The sequence below is a fragment of the Nostoc sp. UHCC 0252 genome (genome assembly GCF_034931145.1).
Classification (GTDB): Bacteria; Cyanobacteriota; Cyanobacteriia; order Cyanobacteriales; family Nostocaceae; genus Nostoc.
Map to the genome: position 1 here is coordinate 7352 of NZ_JAYGHE010000052.1, position 16071 is coordinate 23422.

15 protein-coding genes are annotated in these 16071 nt (G+C 42.1%); 10 read left to right on the forward strand and 5 right to left on the reverse strand.

Features of this window, described 5'->3' with window-relative positions; genetic code table 11:
* The coding region (locus tag VB732_RS24275) for a CHAT domain-containing protein (RefSeq protein WP_323233456.1) at positions 1 to 2746 on the reverse strand (2746 nt) is incomplete at its 3' end.
* Between the two features lie 245 nt (positions 2747 to 2991).
* Here VB732_RS24275 and VB732_RS24280 point away from each other — a divergent pair.
* Complete coding sequence (locus VB732_RS24280) at positions 2992 to 4119, forward strand: succinylglutamate desuccinylase/aspartoacylase family protein (protein WP_323233457.1); 1128 nt, start codon at positions 2992 to 2994, stop codon at positions 4117 to 4119.
* Positions 4120 to 4255: 136 nt separating this feature from the next.
* On the opposite strand, the gene VB732_RS24285 is transcribed toward VB732_RS24280, so the two are convergent.
* Positions 4256 to 5338: an ATP-dependent 6-phosphofructokinase gene (locus VB732_RS24285; RefSeq protein WP_323233497.1), complete on the reverse strand. Its 1083-nt coding sequence runs from the start codon at positions 5336 to 5338 to the stop codon at positions 4256 to 4258.
* Positions 5339 to 5759: 421 nt separating this feature from the next.
* On the opposite strand from VB732_RS24285, the gene era reads away from it, so the two are divergent.
* The 6 genes from era (at position 5760) to VB732_RS24315 (ending at position 10649) form a co-directional block, all read left to right on the forward strand.
* Positions 5760 to 6734: a GTPase Era gene (gene era, locus VB732_RS24290; protein WP_323233458.1), complete on the forward strand. Its 975-nt coding sequence runs from the start codon at positions 5760 to 5762 to the stop codon at positions 6732 to 6734.
* A 90-nt stretch (positions 6735 to 6824) separates the two neighbouring features.
* The gene (locus VB732_RS24295; RefSeq protein WP_190912184.1) at positions 6825 to 7502 is read left to right on the forward strand and encodes a response regulator; all 678 of its coding nucleotides are present in this window, start codon (positions 6825 to 6827) and stop codon (positions 7500 to 7502) included.
* Positions 7502 to 7942, forward strand: a complete 441-nt coding sequence (locus VB732_RS24300; protein ID WP_323233459.1) for a GNAT family N-acetyltransferase — start codon at positions 7502 to 7504, stop codon at positions 7940 to 7942. The genes VB732_RS24295 and VB732_RS24300 overlap by 1 nt, the downstream gene beginning before the upstream one ends.
* Positions 7943 to 7987: 45 nt before the next feature.
* Positions 7988 to 8620: a YdeI/OmpD-associated family protein gene (locus VB732_RS24305; protein ID WP_323233460.1), complete on the forward strand. Its 633-nt coding sequence runs from the start codon at positions 7988 to 7990 to the stop codon at positions 8618 to 8620.
* Positions 8621 to 9611: 991 nt separating this feature from the next.
* Entirely contained in the window at positions 9612 to 10085 is a 474-nt protein-coding gene (locus VB732_RS24310) for a TspO/MBR family protein (protein WP_323233461.1), read from the forward strand.
* Positions 10086 to 10175: 90 nt separating this feature from the next.
* The gene (locus VB732_RS24315) at positions 10176 to 10649 is read left to right on the forward strand and encodes a TspO/MBR family protein (protein WP_323233462.1); all 474 of its coding nucleotides are present in this window, start codon (positions 10176 to 10178) and stop codon (positions 10647 to 10649) included.
* Positions 10650 to 10658: 9 nt separating this feature from the next.
* Here the strand turns inward: VB732_RS24315 and VB732_RS24320 are convergent, their stop codons facing one another.
* The 3 genes from VB732_RS24320 to VB732_RS24330 are packed head-to-tail and all read right to left on the reverse strand — an operon-like array spanning position 10659 to position 12016.
* On the reverse strand, positions 10659 to 11366 hold the full coding sequence (locus tag VB732_RS24320) for a M15 family metallopeptidase (RefSeq protein WP_323233463.1): 708 nt from the start codon (positions 11364 to 11366) through the stop codon (positions 10659 to 10661).
* A gap of 58 nt (positions 11367 to 11424) precedes the next feature.
* The gene (locus VB732_RS24325; protein ID WP_323233464.1) at positions 11425 to 11685 is read right to left on the reverse strand and encodes a DUF4926 domain-containing protein; all 261 of its coding nucleotides are present in this window, start codon (positions 11683 to 11685) and stop codon (positions 11425 to 11427) included.
* Complete coding sequence (locus VB732_RS24330; RefSeq protein WP_323233465.1) at positions 11672 to 12016, reverse strand: DUF6883 domain-containing protein; 345 nt, start codon at positions 12014 to 12016, stop codon at positions 11672 to 11674. Before VB732_RS24330 ends, VB732_RS24325 begins: the two co-directional genes overlap by 14 nt.
* 57 nt (positions 12017 to 12073) lie before the next feature.
* On the opposite strand from VB732_RS24330, the gene VB732_RS24335 reads away from it, so the two are divergent.
* The 3 genes from VB732_RS24335 to VB732_RS24345 all read left to right on the forward strand — a co-directional run bounded on the left by VB732_RS24335 (position 12074) and on the right by VB732_RS24345 (position 15918).
* A complete protein-coding gene (locus tag VB732_RS24335) occupies positions 12074 to 13585 on the forward strand; it encodes an aminotransferase class I/II-fold pyridoxal phosphate-dependent enzyme (RefSeq protein ID WP_323233466.1) in 1512 nt (503 codons plus the stop codon).
* 194 nt (positions 13586 to 13779) lie between these two features.
* Positions 13780 to 14763 (forward strand): choice-of-anchor A family protein, encoded by a 984-nt coding sequence (locus VB732_RS24340; protein ID WP_323233467.1) that lies wholly within the window; start codon positions 13780 to 13782, stop codon positions 14761 to 14763.
* A 135-nt stretch (positions 14764 to 14898) separates the two neighbouring features.
* Positions 14899 to 15918, forward strand: coding sequence for an ABC transporter ATP-binding protein (locus tag VB732_RS24345; RefSeq protein WP_323233468.1), 1020 nt, complete (start codon positions 14899 to 14901; stop codon positions 15916 to 15918).
* Positions 15919 to 16071: the final 153 nt, after the last annotated feature.

Consider the following 16071-nt stretch of genomic DNA (forward strand, 5'->3'; position numbering starts at 1 on the left):
GGGCAATATAGCCTAAATTATGATTAGCACTGGCAATTTTGTCATTCACTGAGGAGTCATTTACAGCTATCAGTTCCTCCAGAATTTCTTGATAGACTTTCCTCGCTCCTTCCAAGTCAGCACTTTGAGCGGCTTCATTGGCATCTATACCCCGCAGATACATCCAGAAATCCAGAGCATCTTCACCCTTTGCTTTTGCATCTGCCAAGTGAATACCAATATGCTTCAGCGTCCGTTGTCGCAATGACTTAAATTCGGGTTTGCGCCCTATCCGCTTATACACTTCTCCCAAGGCTTGCAGAATCCATTGTGCATAAGCCCATTCCTGCTGATGTTCAGCAAGGCGAAGATTTTGCAACAGATTTGGTTCTTCCACCCGCAGCACAAAAGTTGCTAGTTCTGCGTTGCTAATGATTTTCTCACGGTAGTTTTCAGCCAACACTGCGTAAAAAATCAGCAACTTTTTTTCGAGTTCGTTAATCACCTCCTGGGAAGTAATTGTGTTTAACTGCTGGCGCAAATACCAAGGTAGTGCTGGGTGAATTTTGTAGATACTCTCACCCAACAAATATTCCACAATACCTGCGGCGGCGGCTTCGTTGAGAATCTGCAACCAATCTGGTTTTTGCAAGTTCTCCCCAAACACCGCCCGATAAGCTTGTCCATTGCTATCATCAGGATTTTTTGAAAACAGATGCAGCCAATCTGCATCAACCCGTTCCGAAAACAGTGCCAAAAATGGTAAATGCTTACGTGTTCGTTCCGACAACTTCGCAAAAGAATAATCCAACGACACAGTAAGAGATTTTTCTCTCCCTTCTTCCTCTTGTCCCCTAAAAGTATCCAACCCCCGCCGCAGCGCCTCAATTAACTGCACAGGTGTCTGCGTCTTTAAATGCGGCAACACCACCCGCAATGACAAGGGATGTCCCCCCAACAATTTCAACAATTCCAAATACTCTGCTGACAGGTTCTTTCTCTCTACACCCACCGTTTGCAAAATCTTTGCGGCTAACTCTTGGGCATCCGCTTGAGACAACCCCCGCAAATTGATTAAACTATACCCACAATCCAACCAAGCTTCTTCGCGGCGACTGGTAATTAATACCCAAGATTTACCACCCCGCAATTCCTTAAGAAACCGCTTCAGTTTGTTTCTTTCTTCCCCACTCAATAATGGTTCATTCCCCGTAGGGAAACCGTTGACAGGTTCAAAGTTATCCCAAATCAACAAGCAAGGATTAGTTTGCAGATATTGCCGCACTACATCTTCTTGCTTATCTGGCATCATTTGGGAAAATCTCTCACCGCCTAACGCCCTACCAATTTGGTTAATTACCTGACTCAACCCCGCACCCTGTTCAAAAGAGGTGAAGAACATACCGCCAGTACGTCCTTGAGTGTCATCCAACCACCGGGCGAAACCTGCGGCTAACTCAGTTTTACCAACACCGCCCATTCCCTGCACCAAAACCAGATGATTTTGCCGAAACGCTCTCTCTAAACGCAAAATCTCATAATCCCGCCCAATAAAACCATAAGCACTTTCATCAGGTAAACCTACAGCTTTGCTACTTTCTGGGGTGTTGTCTGCTTGCGTCATCAAATCGGCAAAACTGGGTGCTGTCTTTTTAGGAACAAAAGGCGTATAAGGTTCCTGCTGATACAACACCGGCACAAGCCAATCTTGTAAAGGTAAATTTCCTTTGGGACTGGGGCGCATTTTGTCAATAGACATGGACTTACGCCCAGATGCAACGGCTGTGGCGATACACTCTCCCCTGACTAATTCCCCATACAACCGCCCAATAAAGTGTTCTGCACCTTTGGCGTAAACTGAATACGCCATCGCTACCACACCCTTAGCCCCCAACTTCACCAACTGTCCCGCCACAGAAGAAAAGGCTTCTTCGCCTACTTGTCCAGACTGGCAAGCATTCAGCACAAAAATAGGCACGCGGCAATCTGTTAAATATTGGGCAATTTCTCTAGCGCTGACAGTTTGCTCATTTCCCTGTTCATCCTCAAAGACTAAAACTCCCTGTGTCTCGCTGTCAAAATTCCCATGTCCATCAAAATGGACGATATGATAAAAACCCTTATTCGCTTGCAGTTCTGCTTCAAATGCCTTCAGGCTAGGGGGACGCAATACCTTAAGATTGACTCGCTGACGTATCGGTTGCAGCGCCGCCAGCAGTGGACGGGCAATGGTTTTAAACCCAACATCTTGCTGATCGTCAGGACGGGCAATAACTAGTAAAATATTCAATTGGTCATCGGGCATTGCTGGCAATGGTGCTTTTACGCCCTGACTGCTGAGACTGCGATACATCCCCGCCAGTGAAGGTGCAAGAAATTGATAATCGGGGGAATATAGCAACTCCCAAGGTAAATTCAGCACTTCGGCGTTATCAGAAATGATGCCCAGTTCACAGTTATCTAGCCCTTCCCGTGTCGCTTCTTGAAAAAACTCTCTTCCTTTCTCTGTACTGCGAAATACTAGCTCAAATAGCTGTTGTCCCCAAAGCTGTAATTTTTGTTCAATTTTTACAGCGTTATCTGGAAAAATACCGTAAGGAAACTTTAGATAATCTTCTAAATACCAGCGTAACTCAGCCGCGTTTTCTTCATCGAAGGGTTGCTGGAAGGCGACTTCTGACGCAAAACGAGGACTTTCATATCCGCGTTGCCAAGAAAGTTGGATTTTGTCGTTTTGATGCGTAATCCGCAACCAATTCTGCGCCATAGCTACCGCCAACACTAGTTTAGATGCTACCTTATCTTAGTCATTCACGCAGAGGTTAGCTGATTACGCAAATGAAATCAGCTAATTTGCGTCAAATCGTGGCGAATTGAGAGGTTAAATTTAAACGCAAAGGGGCGCAGAGGTAAGCGCAGAGGAACGCGGAGAATTTAATGAAATTTTCTACTAGGCTTTTAATTCAGTACAGATACAGCGATAATTTACTCAAATCATCACTGAGTTGTTTCATGCTGCCAGTTATTGAAAGCATTGTATTACGTCAAATGGCTTCGGGCGATCGCCTTTACTTACAACTATACAAATTCATCGGCGCTAAAGTTGGTAAAAAGGTTTACATTCAATCTAATCTGCATGGTGCAGAGATTGCTGGGAATGCCGTTATTCACCAGCTAATTGAGTTTTTATTAACAATAAATGATACAGATTTAACTGGAGAAATTTGGCTAGTTCCCGTTTGTAATCCAATGGGGACAAATGAACGCGCTCATCATTTCTCCCCTGGGCGACACTGCCTTTATGAAGCTAAAGACTGGAATCGCATATTTTGGGATTATGAGAAAGAAGCTGATGATTTAGTAGCTTTTACTAAATCTCAACTTCATAGTGATCTAAAGGTCATTCGACAAAATTATCTAACTATAATTAAGCAACAATTCGCAAAAACTTTAGAAAAAATTAATTCTTCTAGTGGTGTCCCTTACACTGAGCTTTTTGCTTACAAGCTACAAAATCTCAGTTTAGATGCAGATTACTTAATTGATTTACATAGTTCTACCAATCAAGCATTAGACTACGTTTATTACTTCCGAAATCAAGAAGACAGTGCAAAATACTTCCTACTTGATTTCGGAATATTGCTTGATAAATATGATGGTGATGCTTTTGATGAAGCTTTTATCAAACCTTGGTTAGCACTGGAAGCTTGTTTTAAAGAGTTGGGTAGAGAAATCAAGTTTGATGTGGAAGCTTGGACGCTCGAATTAGGAGCAGGAATGCAAATGAACCCTGATTCAGTTGCTAAAGGTGTACGGGGTGTGAAAAACTATTTAGCGCAAAAAGGTGTGCTGCAAAGTCCTAATTTATCGGATGACACAAAAACCCATGAGATGACTTTTGCATCTAGCAGCAACCGGAAAAAATATTATGCGATCGCAGGTGGTATGATTCAATCCAGAATCGAATTAGGTAGCACAGTCAAAGCTGGAGAAAAATTGTATCAAATTCTCAGTTTTAATAAAGAAGGTCAACTACCTACTGTAATTGATGTCTGCGCTCAACATGATGGATTAGTTTATGATGTCGCAACAAATCAAGCTGTAAATGAAGGTGAGTTTGTACTGGGAATTGTGAGTTAGAGCATGGGGCATTGGGCATAGATGTTCATGTAATTGTCATCACAAAGACGCGATGAATCGCCGTCTCTACAAAAAACTAATTATTGTAGAGACGGCGATTCATCGCGTCTCTTCCCTTAACCGAACAGTATTGAGTTTAGTCTCCCAAATAAATACTCATACCACGAGCAGTTTTAACTAAAGTACCATTGGGATCGACGGCACTATATTGAGCGATCGCTTCGGTAATTGGTACACTTAATACTTGGCGATTTTGCCATGTCACCATGCGATCGTATTTACCCTCTGCAATTAGATTAACCGCCGCTACGCCAAAAGCAGTTGCAACTAATCTATCTAGTGGTGAAGCAGTTCCACCCCGTTGAATGTGTCCTAAAACAGTGACTCGCGTTTCTACACCAATGTGTTCAATAATTTTATCTGCTAAATACTCGCCAATTCCACCGTATCGAGATTGACCTAAGCGATTTGTAATCGTCACATTTTCCCCATCGTGGGTACGAACCGCTTCGGAAACAATTATCAAACAATAGTTTTTGCCTTTCTCTTGGCGTTCTTTGATTTTGTGGCAAATATGCTCAACTGTGTAAGGAATTTCGGGAATTAAAATTACATTTGCTCCCCCCGCAATTCCCGCAGCTATTGCTATGTGTCCGGCATCACGCCCCATCACTTCTAAAATCATGACTCGGCTATGACTTGCAGCAGTAAAATGCAACCTATCTAATGCTTCTGTGGCAATATTGACTGCTGTATCAAAACCAATGGCGTGTTCAGTAACGCCAATATCGTTATCAATGGTTTTAGGGATACCAACTAGATTAATGCCACCTTGTTGGGCGAGGCGACGGAGAATTGCCAAACTACCATCACCGCCAATACCAATCAAAGCGTCTAAACCTAGCTCATGATAACCTGCAATGATTTCTTCGGAGCGATCGCATAAACTACCATCCGCCATTGGAAAAGCAAAAGGATCACCTTTATTGGTTGTCCCCAACATTGTGCCACCCGCAGTTAACAGTGAGTCAACTTGATCAACTTCCAGTTTGGTAAATTGTGGCGGACGTGCCATTAATCCTACAGTCGCTTGACGAATTCCCAAAACCTCCCAGCCGTAAGTATCCACAGCGCAATTCACTACAGCCCTAATCACAGCATTTAAGCCAGAACAATCACCTCCACTGGTAAGAATTCCAATGCGTTTGGGTTCTCCCATACCTTTTATTGACATTTTGATCCAAATATATTTAATAGTTGATGAAACTTAAGACATTCGCAGCAGATTAAACCGAAAGCAAAAGTCCTGCTTGTAAATGCCAAAGTAATTTTATGTTTCTTTTGTATCTAAAAACAAAATAAAATCTAAGAATTCAGAACTCAGGAGCCAGGAGTCAGAATTTATCTGGCTTTGGTTTAATTACCGACAAAATCAGGTCAATTTTAAGTTTAATTTTTTTAATATTCTGAATACTGAATTCTGACTCCTGAATTCTACAACTAAGGTTATCTCAGCTGTAAAATATAAGTGTAGAGCCAGTAGTAGATTAAACCTCGGCAAAAAAATCCCTAAAAATGCCAGGGTAATTTTATGCTCGTTTTGTGTCTAAGAAAAAACCAAGTTATCCCAGCTGTAAAATATGAGGGTGGAGCCAAAGGTGACTAGTATTGAAAATTACAACTTCTCTTTTTCAGGAGAAGTTACAATTCCACAGGCTCCTCCTGAATTTAAATCAGGTTTTATCGGCATTGTTGGTCGTCCCAATGTCGGTAAATCTACTCTGATGAATCAATTAGTCGGACAAAAAATTGCCATAACTTCCCCTGTAGCACAAACAACACGTAACCGTTTACGCGGCATTTTAACTACACCAGAAGCGCAGTTAATTTTTGTAGATACGCCAGGAATTCATAAGCCCCATCATCAATTGGGCGAAGTATTGGTGCAAAATGCCAAAATTGCCATTGAATCGGTAGATGTAATACTGTTTGTGGTAGATGGAGCGGTAGCTTGTGGATCGGGCGATCGCTATATTGCCGAATTGCTGTGTCGTAGCAAAACACCGGTGATTTTGGGCGTGAACAAAATCGACCAACAACCGTCTGATTCTCAGTTTATAGATGATAGTTACGCTCAGATGGCCCAGTCCCATGAATGGGAAATCGTAAAATTTTCTGCCAAGACGAGCGCCGGATTACCGCAACTTCAAGAATTATTAATTGAGCATTTGGAAATTGGGCCGTTATACTACCCACCAGATTTGGTAACAGACCAGCCAGAACGCTTTATTATGGGTGAATTAATCCGAGAACAAATTTTATTATTGACTCGTGAAGAAGTACCCCATTCAGTAGCGATCGCTATTGACTTAGTAGAAGAAACTCCCAGCATTACCCGGATACTTGCTACCATCAACGTTGAGCGCGATTCCCAAAAAGGCATACTCATTGGCAAAGGCGGAGCGATGCTCAAAGCAATTGGTAGTGAAGCCCGCGAACAAATCCAAAAGTTAATTTCTGGTAAAGTTTACCTCGAATTATTTGTCAAAGTTCAGCCAAAATGGAGACAGTCGCGCCTCAGTTTAGCAGAGTTAGGCTATCGGGTGGAAGAATAAATTAGTCATTAGTCATTGGTCATTGGTCATTGGTCAAAAAGGCAAAGGACAAAGGACAAGTGAATAATGACTCTTAATAAGTAAATAAAAATGTCTTTAGATACTCGCTATCCCTTGAATTTACCAGCCAATGCTCCGCCGTTGCGCGTGTTAATTGTCGAAGACGATCCGATGATGCAACTGGGATTAGAGCAATCGTTAATGGCTCATCCGCAGTTAGAGATTGTTGGACAAGCAGAAGATGGTTATTTGGGAGTTCAAGCTGCACTGCAACTGAAACCCGATTTAGTGGTTATGGATATAGGATTGCCGCGATTGGATGGCATTGCAGCGACACAGCAAATTAAGGCGGCATTGCCAGCAACTCATGTGGTAATGCTGACATCTCATCAAACAGAGACAGAAATTATTGCGGCACTATCTAGCGGTGCAGATGCGTATTGTATTAAAGGTGCAAGTGTGGAACGATTGTTAAGTGCGATCGCAGCCGCAGTTGATGGTGCAGCTTATCTCGATCCCCAAATTGCGCGGCGAGTAATTGATAATCTCAAACCGCCCTCACCCACCACCAACAACGCTAATTTATCTGGACGCGAGTTAGAAGTGTTGAAACTGATGGTAGACGGGTTGAGTAATCCAGAAATTGCCGAAAAACTCTATCTCAGTCCCAACACTATCAAAACTCACGTCCGAGGGATTATGAATAAATTAGCAGTAGACGATCGCGTGCAAGCAGCAGTCGTTGCATTACGTTCTGGGTTGGTTTGATGTTAGAAGAAATTCAAATCTTTACTACTGAATATCTTGACAAGTGCGCTCATCTATATGTTGAAGTGTTCAATAGTGAACCTTGGAACGAGCAATGGACTTTCGAGACTGCAAGAGCAAAGTTATTTGAAATTCTGAATACACCGGGTTTTGTTGGATTTGTATTCAAACAGGATGAACTGTTAGGATTCGTGGCAGGTTATTGTAAGCAAGGGCCAAAAAGTAAAAGCTTTTATCTAGAAGAAATTTGTGTCCAACCTCATAAGCAGCATCAAGGAATTGGCACAAAGCTACTTAACCAATTAATGGATACTCTAACCGCGATGGAAGTTACTGAGGTTTATCTATTAACTAACAAGGATGGACAAGCAGAGGCTTTTTACACCAAGCATGGCTATCAAAGAAGCCAGTATTTGATTCTTATGGCCAAACGATTTTAGAGGAGATGAAAGTTTTGCATCAATTACGTATTGAATATAAAACATATGCAGCCAAATACAGAGATAAATCTCAGTAAAAGTAAGATTGCTGGTGTATCCAAACTTAATAATGAATTTTCCACTTTCTGCCCTCAAAGCCGCGAAGAATGGCGGAAATGGTTAGAAGAGAACCATCGCACCTCTCTTGGTGTGTGGCTCATTTACTACAAAGTAAAAAGTGGTAAACCAAGTGTTCGATATAGCGAAGCTGTAAAAGAAGCCTTATGTTTTGGTTGGATTGACAGTAAAATTAAATCCTTAGATGAAGAACGTTATATGCAAATATTTACACCTCGAAAACCGAAAAGCGGTTGGTCAAAATTAAATAAACAATATATTGAACAACTTATAGAACAAGGCTTGATGACTACAGTTGGTCTGGAAAAAATTGAAGCTGCAAAACAAAATGGTTCATGGAACTTTTTAGATGCGATCGAAGCATTGATTATTCCCTCAGATTTAAAGCAGGCGTTAGAAGTAAACACAACTGCCAAGGATAATTTTGAGGCATTTAATAACTCATCCAAAAAGAATATTCTTTTTTGGATTGAAAGTGCAAAGCGTCCAGAAACAAGGTTAAAGAGAATTGAACAAACTGTCAATTCAGTAGCGGCAAATAAAAGCCCATTGGTGCGATAAGAAAGCCTAGATGATTCTTTGATATCATGTCCGGTTAAATAATTGTCATTGCGTACCGCCCTTGGCGTTCCCGCAGGATACGAAGAGAAGCAATCCCAAAAGCCTTGCGATTGCTTCATTCCACTTCGTTGCACTCGCAATGACATATTACAAGTAATTTGCCGGACATGATATGATAACGTGTCTTTTGACTTAAATAATACGAGTAAACATTTCAATGCCATTTATAAGTAAAGGCGTACATAAATACGCCTTTGTAGCAGATTAATTTGTTGCCAAGATATTTGAAAAATAGCCGGACTCAATGCATTTTAGTTAAAAGAGTTTGAGTGTTGATTTGGGTCTAGATTAACAGGAAATAATAAAATTTCCTTGCCTTCTAAGTTTGCCTTCTGGTGAAGCAAAATTGCCTTTTTCAAAGAACAGTATTTAATTGGAACCCATCTGTCGCTATAAAAGTATACAGTTACTCGGCTCATTGCATACTCTTCCAACGGCAGTGGAATAGACCAGGACGAATCCACAGTTTGAACCTTACCTGTTGAGTCCATGCTTTGAACCTCAGTTATTAAGTATATATACTTTCTCCCAAGAGAATGATTTAAAGTAACTGTCATAAGTAATAAGAAACTGCCTTTAAACTTAATCTTTAGATAAAAATTAGAATAATTAGACCTAACCTCAAGATATGGGAGAAGTGGGTTTAGGAGGATGTTTCAAAAGTCCTTTCGTTGGTAGCAAAACTCGTGGGGAGTAGGGGGTGGGGAGCAGGGAGTAGGGAGTGGGGGGTAAGGGAGCAGGGGGTAAGGGAGCGGGGGTCAGGGGGAAAAATAAGCAATGCCCAATGCTCAACGCCATAATTTAAAATCATGCCAAACGATGTAAAGGTTTCAAACTCTGGGATGATGAGTAAATAGCAACTAAATTGACAAAATCGCACTATAAAGAATGATATTAAGCGATAAATAGCGCTTGTAAAGGACTAACGGGCATGATTAAATCTTGGATGGTAATTGGGGGCGTGGCTTTCTTGGTTGCTTTAGCCGCTAACGTGATTACGCCTAGCGATCGCCAATGGTTCAAGCGCTTACAACGACCAAGATGGTTAACTTTTGAGGGTGCGATTCCCATTATCTGGACTGTAATATTTATTTGCGGTGCTTGGTCAGCTTATATTGTCTGGGAAAGAGATCCAGGAAGCACCTCAACCTGGTTAATCATGGGTTTATATCTGCTATTAGAAATTGTAACCATAGCCTATACACCTGTAATGTTTCGGCTTCGTAGTCTGAAAGTGGGCACAATTCTCGGTGGTACAGGTTTTATAATTTGTGCTTTATTGATACTTGCAGTTTTAAGTATTTCTGGTTGGGCAGCATTGCTATTAATTCCTTATTTGCTCTGGAGTCCCATTGGTACTTATACCACTTGGCAGATGATCGGTCTCAATCCTCAAGATGCCTAAGATTCGCACCAGGGAATGATTAAAGCTGTGGTCTAAATTGTCAAACTTGCAGTGTATGAATTGACAAAATACACAAAACTTGAGTGCATTATGATTCCATCTTGGATAATAATCGGGGCTGTAACTTTTTTCGTCGCCCTTGGTAGTTTCTTCATCACGCCGCGTGATGTTAAATGGTTTGCAAACTTAAGTCGCCCTCGTTGGCTAGTTTTTGAACCGTTGATTCCAATTATCTGGACTGTAATTTTTATTTGCGGTGCAGCTTCAGCTTATATTGTCTGGGAAAAAAATCCCGGAAGCCCAATTACTTGGCTACTAATGGCTTTCTACCTTTTGGTAGAAATTATCACCGTCGCCTATATACCTACAATGTTGAGGTTTCGCAGCCTCAAAATTGGGGAAGTTCTTGGGCTAGTTGGTTTGATTTCAGGTGTTGTCCTCGCAATTTGCGTTTTGCCGATTTCTTTAATGGCGGCGCTGTTACTCCTTCCCTATCTAGTTTGGACTCCCATTGGTACTTACACTACTGACGAGTTAAAGGAACTGAATCCTTTAGATGCATAAAGAAAGTATCTATGCAATACGCCCATAACATGCTGTGACAGGATTGGCTGGATTGGATTGATTATTCAGCCAAGCCCACATTTGATCGCCAACAGAAAAATGCCACCACTCTCTGGGATTGCGTTGAAACCCTGCTTTTAACATTACATCTTGCAACAGCTGACGGTGAGCATCATACTGTTGTGCTTCTGGGTGATCGCTATTGGCATAATAATTGGGATGCGATCGCTCTGACATTTCATCAATCGGCGAACCCATATTTACTATTTGCCCTACATCATTTACCAGCGTCACATCCACTGCTGCACCTGTACTGTGAGGAGGGGGAGTTTTTTCATCTAAACTTGGCACAGCCCAAATTGTATAAACCGCTTCCCAAACCTCTTGGCGTTGGTTTGGTGATAACTCCACCTCAGTCAGTCCTCTATCCTGCACTGCTTGGGCGAAGCTGTAATCTACCATAAACTGCTGGACTGCTACTGGACGATAAGCATCAAAAATTTGAATACGCCAGTTGGGATGCAGAACATCAAGGTAATTTTGTGCTTGGATCAAATTTTCAATAACGCTTTGACGGAGATAATAGGGGGAGCGATCGCCATAAGGCGCACCTAATTTTTCATAAGGATGGGGAGATTCCACCGCAAACAATTCTAAAGGAATCGCCGTTAGCGGTTCACCACACTCGAAAATCGGGATTTGATGATAAGGTCTCATCTAGTCAGCTACACAGGACTTACGGATTTTAACGCAAGCATAGTATTTTGGTAAAAATTTAAGCAATTGCCAAATCATAATGTAAAACTAAGATTTCATCTGCTCTCAAAGTCGCCATTGCATATTCAGAGCCTTGGGTATCAGCAAACTCAACTAAATAATGATATTCTTCTTCTTGCTCATACACTTCTACAATTGTTCCAACTTGCCCACTAGGTAAGCTTTCGATAGAAATATAATCTTCTTCCACTAGTTGTAATCTCCCAATGGGAATGGGCTTGAGCGTAGCAATGGTATCTAAAATTTTAACTTTTTTCATCTAACTTCAGAAATGCAGTAATTAAACGTGGATAAACATTATTAACGGTAGTTTCCCAGATTGTCCGCAGCCTGATTCCGTCTGTATCAGGTATTATCCAATCTACCTTAAACTGCTGACCAAATTGTGTAGTACTTTGCTGAACAACTTCACCTGCAACTGCTGCTGTTTGAATAAGTTCACGCAAAACATCGGCGTTTTCTAGTGTGATTCCTAAAATTGATGCGAAAACTCTAGCTTTATGTTTCCCACTCGGATGTTCTGGGTTTAGACAATAACCTATCAGTTTTTGTGTAGGAATCTCTACTTGCTCGCCGTTGGGTAATTTCATTGTGTATGAATATGCCCTAACAAATTTCAAATTTTATCATTAAGGTTTGTTTGTTTAATGCTCAATCAAAATCAAACACCTCTATTAGATGCCTTAAAAACCAATGCAGCAAGACTCCATGCACCTTTTTACACTCCAGGACATAAACTAGGTGAGGGAATTTCTCAACCTTTGGCTAACTTACTTGGCAAAGCTGTCTTTCGCGCTGATTTAACCGAATTAGCAGATTTAGATAATCTCTTTACACCCCAAGGCGTTATTCAAGAAGCACAACAACTAGCAGCAGCAGCTTTTGGCGCTTCGCAAACATGGTTCCTTGTCAATGGTTCTACTTGTGGGATTGAAGCGGCAATTCTCGCTACCTGTGGCACGGGCGATAAAATCATTTTGCCTCGCAATGTGCATTCTTCTGCGATCGCAGGTTTAATTCTCTCTGGTGCAATACCAATTTTTCTCAATCCTGAATACGATTCAGTTTTAGATATTGCCCACAGCATCACGCCCAATGCTTTAGAATCTGCACTCCAACAACATCCCGATGCTAAAGCAGTGTTGACAGTTTACCCAACATATTACGGCGTTTGTGGAGATTTGAGTGCGATCGCCAACATCACACATCAACATAATATCCCTCTACTCGTAGATGAGGCACACGGCGCACACTTTGCCTTTCATCCAGAATTACCCACTCCAGCTTTGGCAGCAGGTGCTGATTTAACTGTACAATCCATCCACAAAGTACTCGGTGCAATGACACAGGCATCGATGCTGCATATTCAAGGTGACAGGATAGATTGCGATCGCATCAGTAAAGCTTTGCAACTCGTACAATCTACCAGTCCTAGTTATTTACTTTTAGCTTCTCTAGACGCAGCGCGTCAGCAAATGGCACTCCACGGAAAAATGCTGATGTCTCGCACATTGCAACTTGCCAATGAAGCGAGAACAAAAATCAGTCAAATTCCTGGATTATCTGTCTTACAGATTCTTAGCCCCCCTTATCAAGGGGGGTTGGGGGGATCTTCTTCTCTAGGTGGTTTGGTGGGATCTCCTAGCTTTATGACTTTAGACGAAACGCGATTAACTGTAACCGTTTCTGGTTTAGGTTTAACCGGATTTGAGGCAGAGGAAATTCTTGATGAAAAATTTGCTGTCACGGCTGAATTCGCTTCACTGCAACATCTCACCTTTATCATTAGTTTGGGCAACACCCCAGCCGATATTGAGCAATTAGTACAAAGTTTTACCACTCTTGCCAACGAATATCACCGAACCAACTTGATTACAAGTTCTAATGAGCAAAATCTTTTAACTACACAGGCTTATACTTTACATCTTTCTCCTCGTGAAGCCTTTTTTGCCGTCAGTGAAACATTGCCTTTAGCACAAACAAGCGATCGCATCTGTGCTGAAATCGTCTGTCCCTATCCCCCAGGAATTCCTGTATTAATGCCGGGAGAAATCATCACTAAACCCGTCATTAACTATTTGCAACAAATTCAAGTAATGGGTGGATTTATTAGTGGTTGCACTGACACTAATTTGAAAACTTTGAAAGTGGTGAAATAACATCCTAGCTACTGAATTCTTTTTGATTAAATTTTAATTAATCAGTCAACAGTAAATATGCGGCTTAAAGGGGACTTAAGCAAAAATACACAGTAATTCTACAGCTATGAAACTTCTATGAAATTAGCTAGCAGACTAATGTCATCTTTGATTTATACCCATAGGATCATAATTGATGATTAATAAACCAAAAAATGAAATCAAAAACATATTATGTTTGGGGATTAGTAGCAGCCCCGATTGTAGTCACTCTAGCGCTGGGTTTCTCGGCAAGAGCGAATGCAGTTGAGTTAGGCGCTGCCTCTGATTACAATGTATTTGTTTTGGGAGATATCACCCAAAAATATACAGATATTGAAGGAAAACTTGCTGCTGGCGGTAACGTGAATTTCGTCGGCGGACTCGGAAGCAGACTTTCTGGTAATAGCGGCAATGTAGTTGTAGCTGGACAAAATTTAACTTTGAGCAACGGTCAAGTCTACCACGGTAATGCTGTCTATGGAGGCAGCGCCAATGTGTCCAGCAATGTGGGATTTCCTCAAGGAACTCTCAGTCAGGGCAATCCCATTGACTTCAATGAAGTAGGGAAAGAACTGCGAGGGTTATCTGAATATTTGGCAACATTGACTCCTACTGGTAACACAACAGTTCAACCTTGGGGTGCTATTAACCTTAGTGGCAGTGGTACTGCTTTCAATGTTTTTAATCTTGCAGGCTCATCTGTCTCCAAGACAAACTATTTTGAAATAAAGGGGGATGCAAATTCAACTATTGTCGTCAATATCAGTGGTAAGGATGTGTCGCTGCAAAACTTTGGCTTTAATATCCTTGGCACAGATAAACAAAAGGTGATCTACAACTTCTATGAAGCAACAAACCTAACTGCCAGTGGAATTGGTATCCAGGGTAGTATTCTTGCTCCTTTAGCTAATTTCAATTTCAATAATGGTCAAGTTAACGGCAACGTAGTAGTAGCTTCTTTGACAGGAAATGGTGAGTCTCACAACTATCTATTTAATGGCGATCTGCCAGATGTCCCAACGAAGTATTACACTCCGCCTAAGCCTCCCACCCATGCTGAGGTTCCAGAACCTGCAAATCTTCCAGGTTTAGGATTAATTGCTGTAGCATTTGGTTTATTTCGCTACAAACGCAATCAAGCAGCTTGTCTAAAATAGTCAGAAATTTTTGGCAGCATAGCGCATGACGCGAACTTGTTTAGAGATTTTCGCTCATACGCTATTTCCTTGCTCCCTACCTTCTACAATAAGGATAGACTTTATTGAGATTTGTATAGTTGGGGAAAAGCTGTCATGGCTCCCGCCGTTTTCATTCAAAATTTGCAAAAGCGCTACGGCACAGTGGTTGCCGTCCAGGATGTTTCCTTCCAGGTAGAACCAGGAGAAATCTTTGGTTTACTTGGCCCCAACGGTGCTGGGAAAACTACAACCTTGCGTGCCTTGTGTACACTGACCACACCGGATGCTGGCAAAATCGAAGTATCTGGCATCTCCGTGTTGGATAATCCGAGGGTGGCAAGACAACGACTAGGCTATGTTGCTCAGGAAGTAGCTATAGATAAGGTGCTAACTGGAAAAGAACTGCTGCAATTGCAAGCAGCACTTTATCACCTTCCACGCGCAGTAGCCAAACAACGCATTGAGACGGTATTAGATTTACTTGGTTTGCAAGAATACGCCGATAAAAAGACAGGAACCTATTCCGGTGGTTTACGCAAGCGCCTAGACTTGGCTGCTGGGTTGCTCCATGCACCAGATGTTCTGGTATTGGATGAGCCAACTGTAGGACTTGACATAGAAACCCGCTTCGTGGTATGGGATTTCCTCAGAAAATTACGCGCCTCTGGGACAACGGTAGTAATTACCAGCCATTATCTAGAAGAGATTGACGCTTTAGCCGATCGCGTCGCAATTATAGATCGGGGCGTGGTAATAGCTTCTGGGACACCTTCACAATTAAAAGATCAAGTCGGGGGCGATCGCATCACCTTGCGAATCCGCGAGTTTTCCCCCATTGAGGAAGCAGAAAAAGCCAAAAACCTCTTGCAATCTTTGCCCTTTGTGCAAGAAGCGATCATCAACAGCGCTCAAGGTAATTCCCTCAACTTAGTTGTGATACCTCAAAACGATGTTCTCATTAACATACAGCAAGCGCTGAATACTGCTGGCTTGCCCATCTTTGGCATTGCCCAATCTCGCCCCAGCCTTGATGACGTTTACCTAGCCGCTACAGGCCGCACCCTAATGGATGCAGAACTCGCAGCCGTTGCCACCCGCGATCCCAAGGCTGAGAAAAAGCAACTTATGAGATAGGGAATGGGGCAGGGGGCAGGGGGGCAGGGGGCAGGGAGCAGGGAGCAGGGAGCAGGGAGCAGGGGGAGCAGGGGAAGAAAAACTATTTATTGATTCTTGAGCAATTCCCAATTCCCAATTCCCAATCCCCAATCCCCAATTCCCAATTCCCAA

Excerpts from the sequence above, each read along its gene's own strand:
- VB732_RS24280 (WP_323233457.1), top strand. The coding sequence starts at position 2,992 with ATGCTGCCAGTTATTGAAAGCATTGTATTACGTCAAATGGCTTCGGGC.
- VB732_RS24285 (WP_323233497.1), bottom strand. The coding sequence starts at position 5,338 with ATGGGAGAACCCAAACGCATTGGAATTCTTACCAGTGGAGGTGATTGT.
- era (WP_323233458.1), top strand. The coding sequence starts at position 5,760 with ATGAGGGTGGAGCCAAAGGTGACTAGTATTGAAAATTACAACTTCTCT.
- VB732_RS24295 (WP_190912184.1), top strand. The coding sequence starts at position 6,825 with ATGTCTTTAGATACTCGCTATCCCTTGAATTTACCAGCCAATGCTCCG.
- VB732_RS24300 (WP_323233459.1), top strand. The coding sequence starts at position 7,502 with ATGTTAGAAGAAATTCAAATCTTTACTACTGAATATCTTGACAAGTGC.
- VB732_RS24305 (WP_323233460.1), top strand. The coding sequence starts at position 7,988 with ATGCAGCCAAATACAGAGATAAATCTCAGTAAAAGTAAGATTGCTGGT.
- VB732_RS24310 (WP_323233461.1), top strand. The coding sequence starts at position 9,612 with ATGATTAAATCTTGGATGGTAATTGGGGGCGTGGCTTTCTTGGTTGCT.
- VB732_RS24315 (WP_323233462.1), top strand. The coding sequence starts at position 10,176 with ATGATTCCATCTTGGATAATAATCGGGGCTGTAACTTTTTTCGTCGCC.
- VB732_RS24320 (WP_323233463.1), bottom strand. The coding sequence starts at position 11,366 with ATGAGACCTTATCATCAAATCCCGATTTTCGAGTGTGGTGAACCGCTA.
- VB732_RS24325 (WP_323233464.1), bottom strand. The coding sequence starts at position 11,685 with ATGAAAAAAGTTAAAATTTTAGATACCATTGCTACGCTCAAGCCCATT.
- VB732_RS24330 (WP_323233465.1), bottom strand. The coding sequence starts at position 12,016 with ATGAAATTACCCAACGGCGAGCAAGTAGAGATTCCTACACAAAAACTG.
- VB732_RS24335 (WP_323233466.1), top strand. The coding sequence starts at position 12,074 with ATGCTCAATCAAAATCAAACACCTCTATTAGATGCCTTAAAAACCAAT.
- VB732_RS24340 (WP_323233467.1), top strand. The coding sequence starts at position 13,780 with ATGAAATCAAAAACATATTATGTTTGGGGATTAGTAGCAGCCCCGATT.
- VB732_RS24345 (WP_323233468.1), top strand. The coding sequence starts at position 14,899 with ATGGCTCCCGCCGTTTTCATTCAAAATTTGCAAAAGCGCTACGGCACA.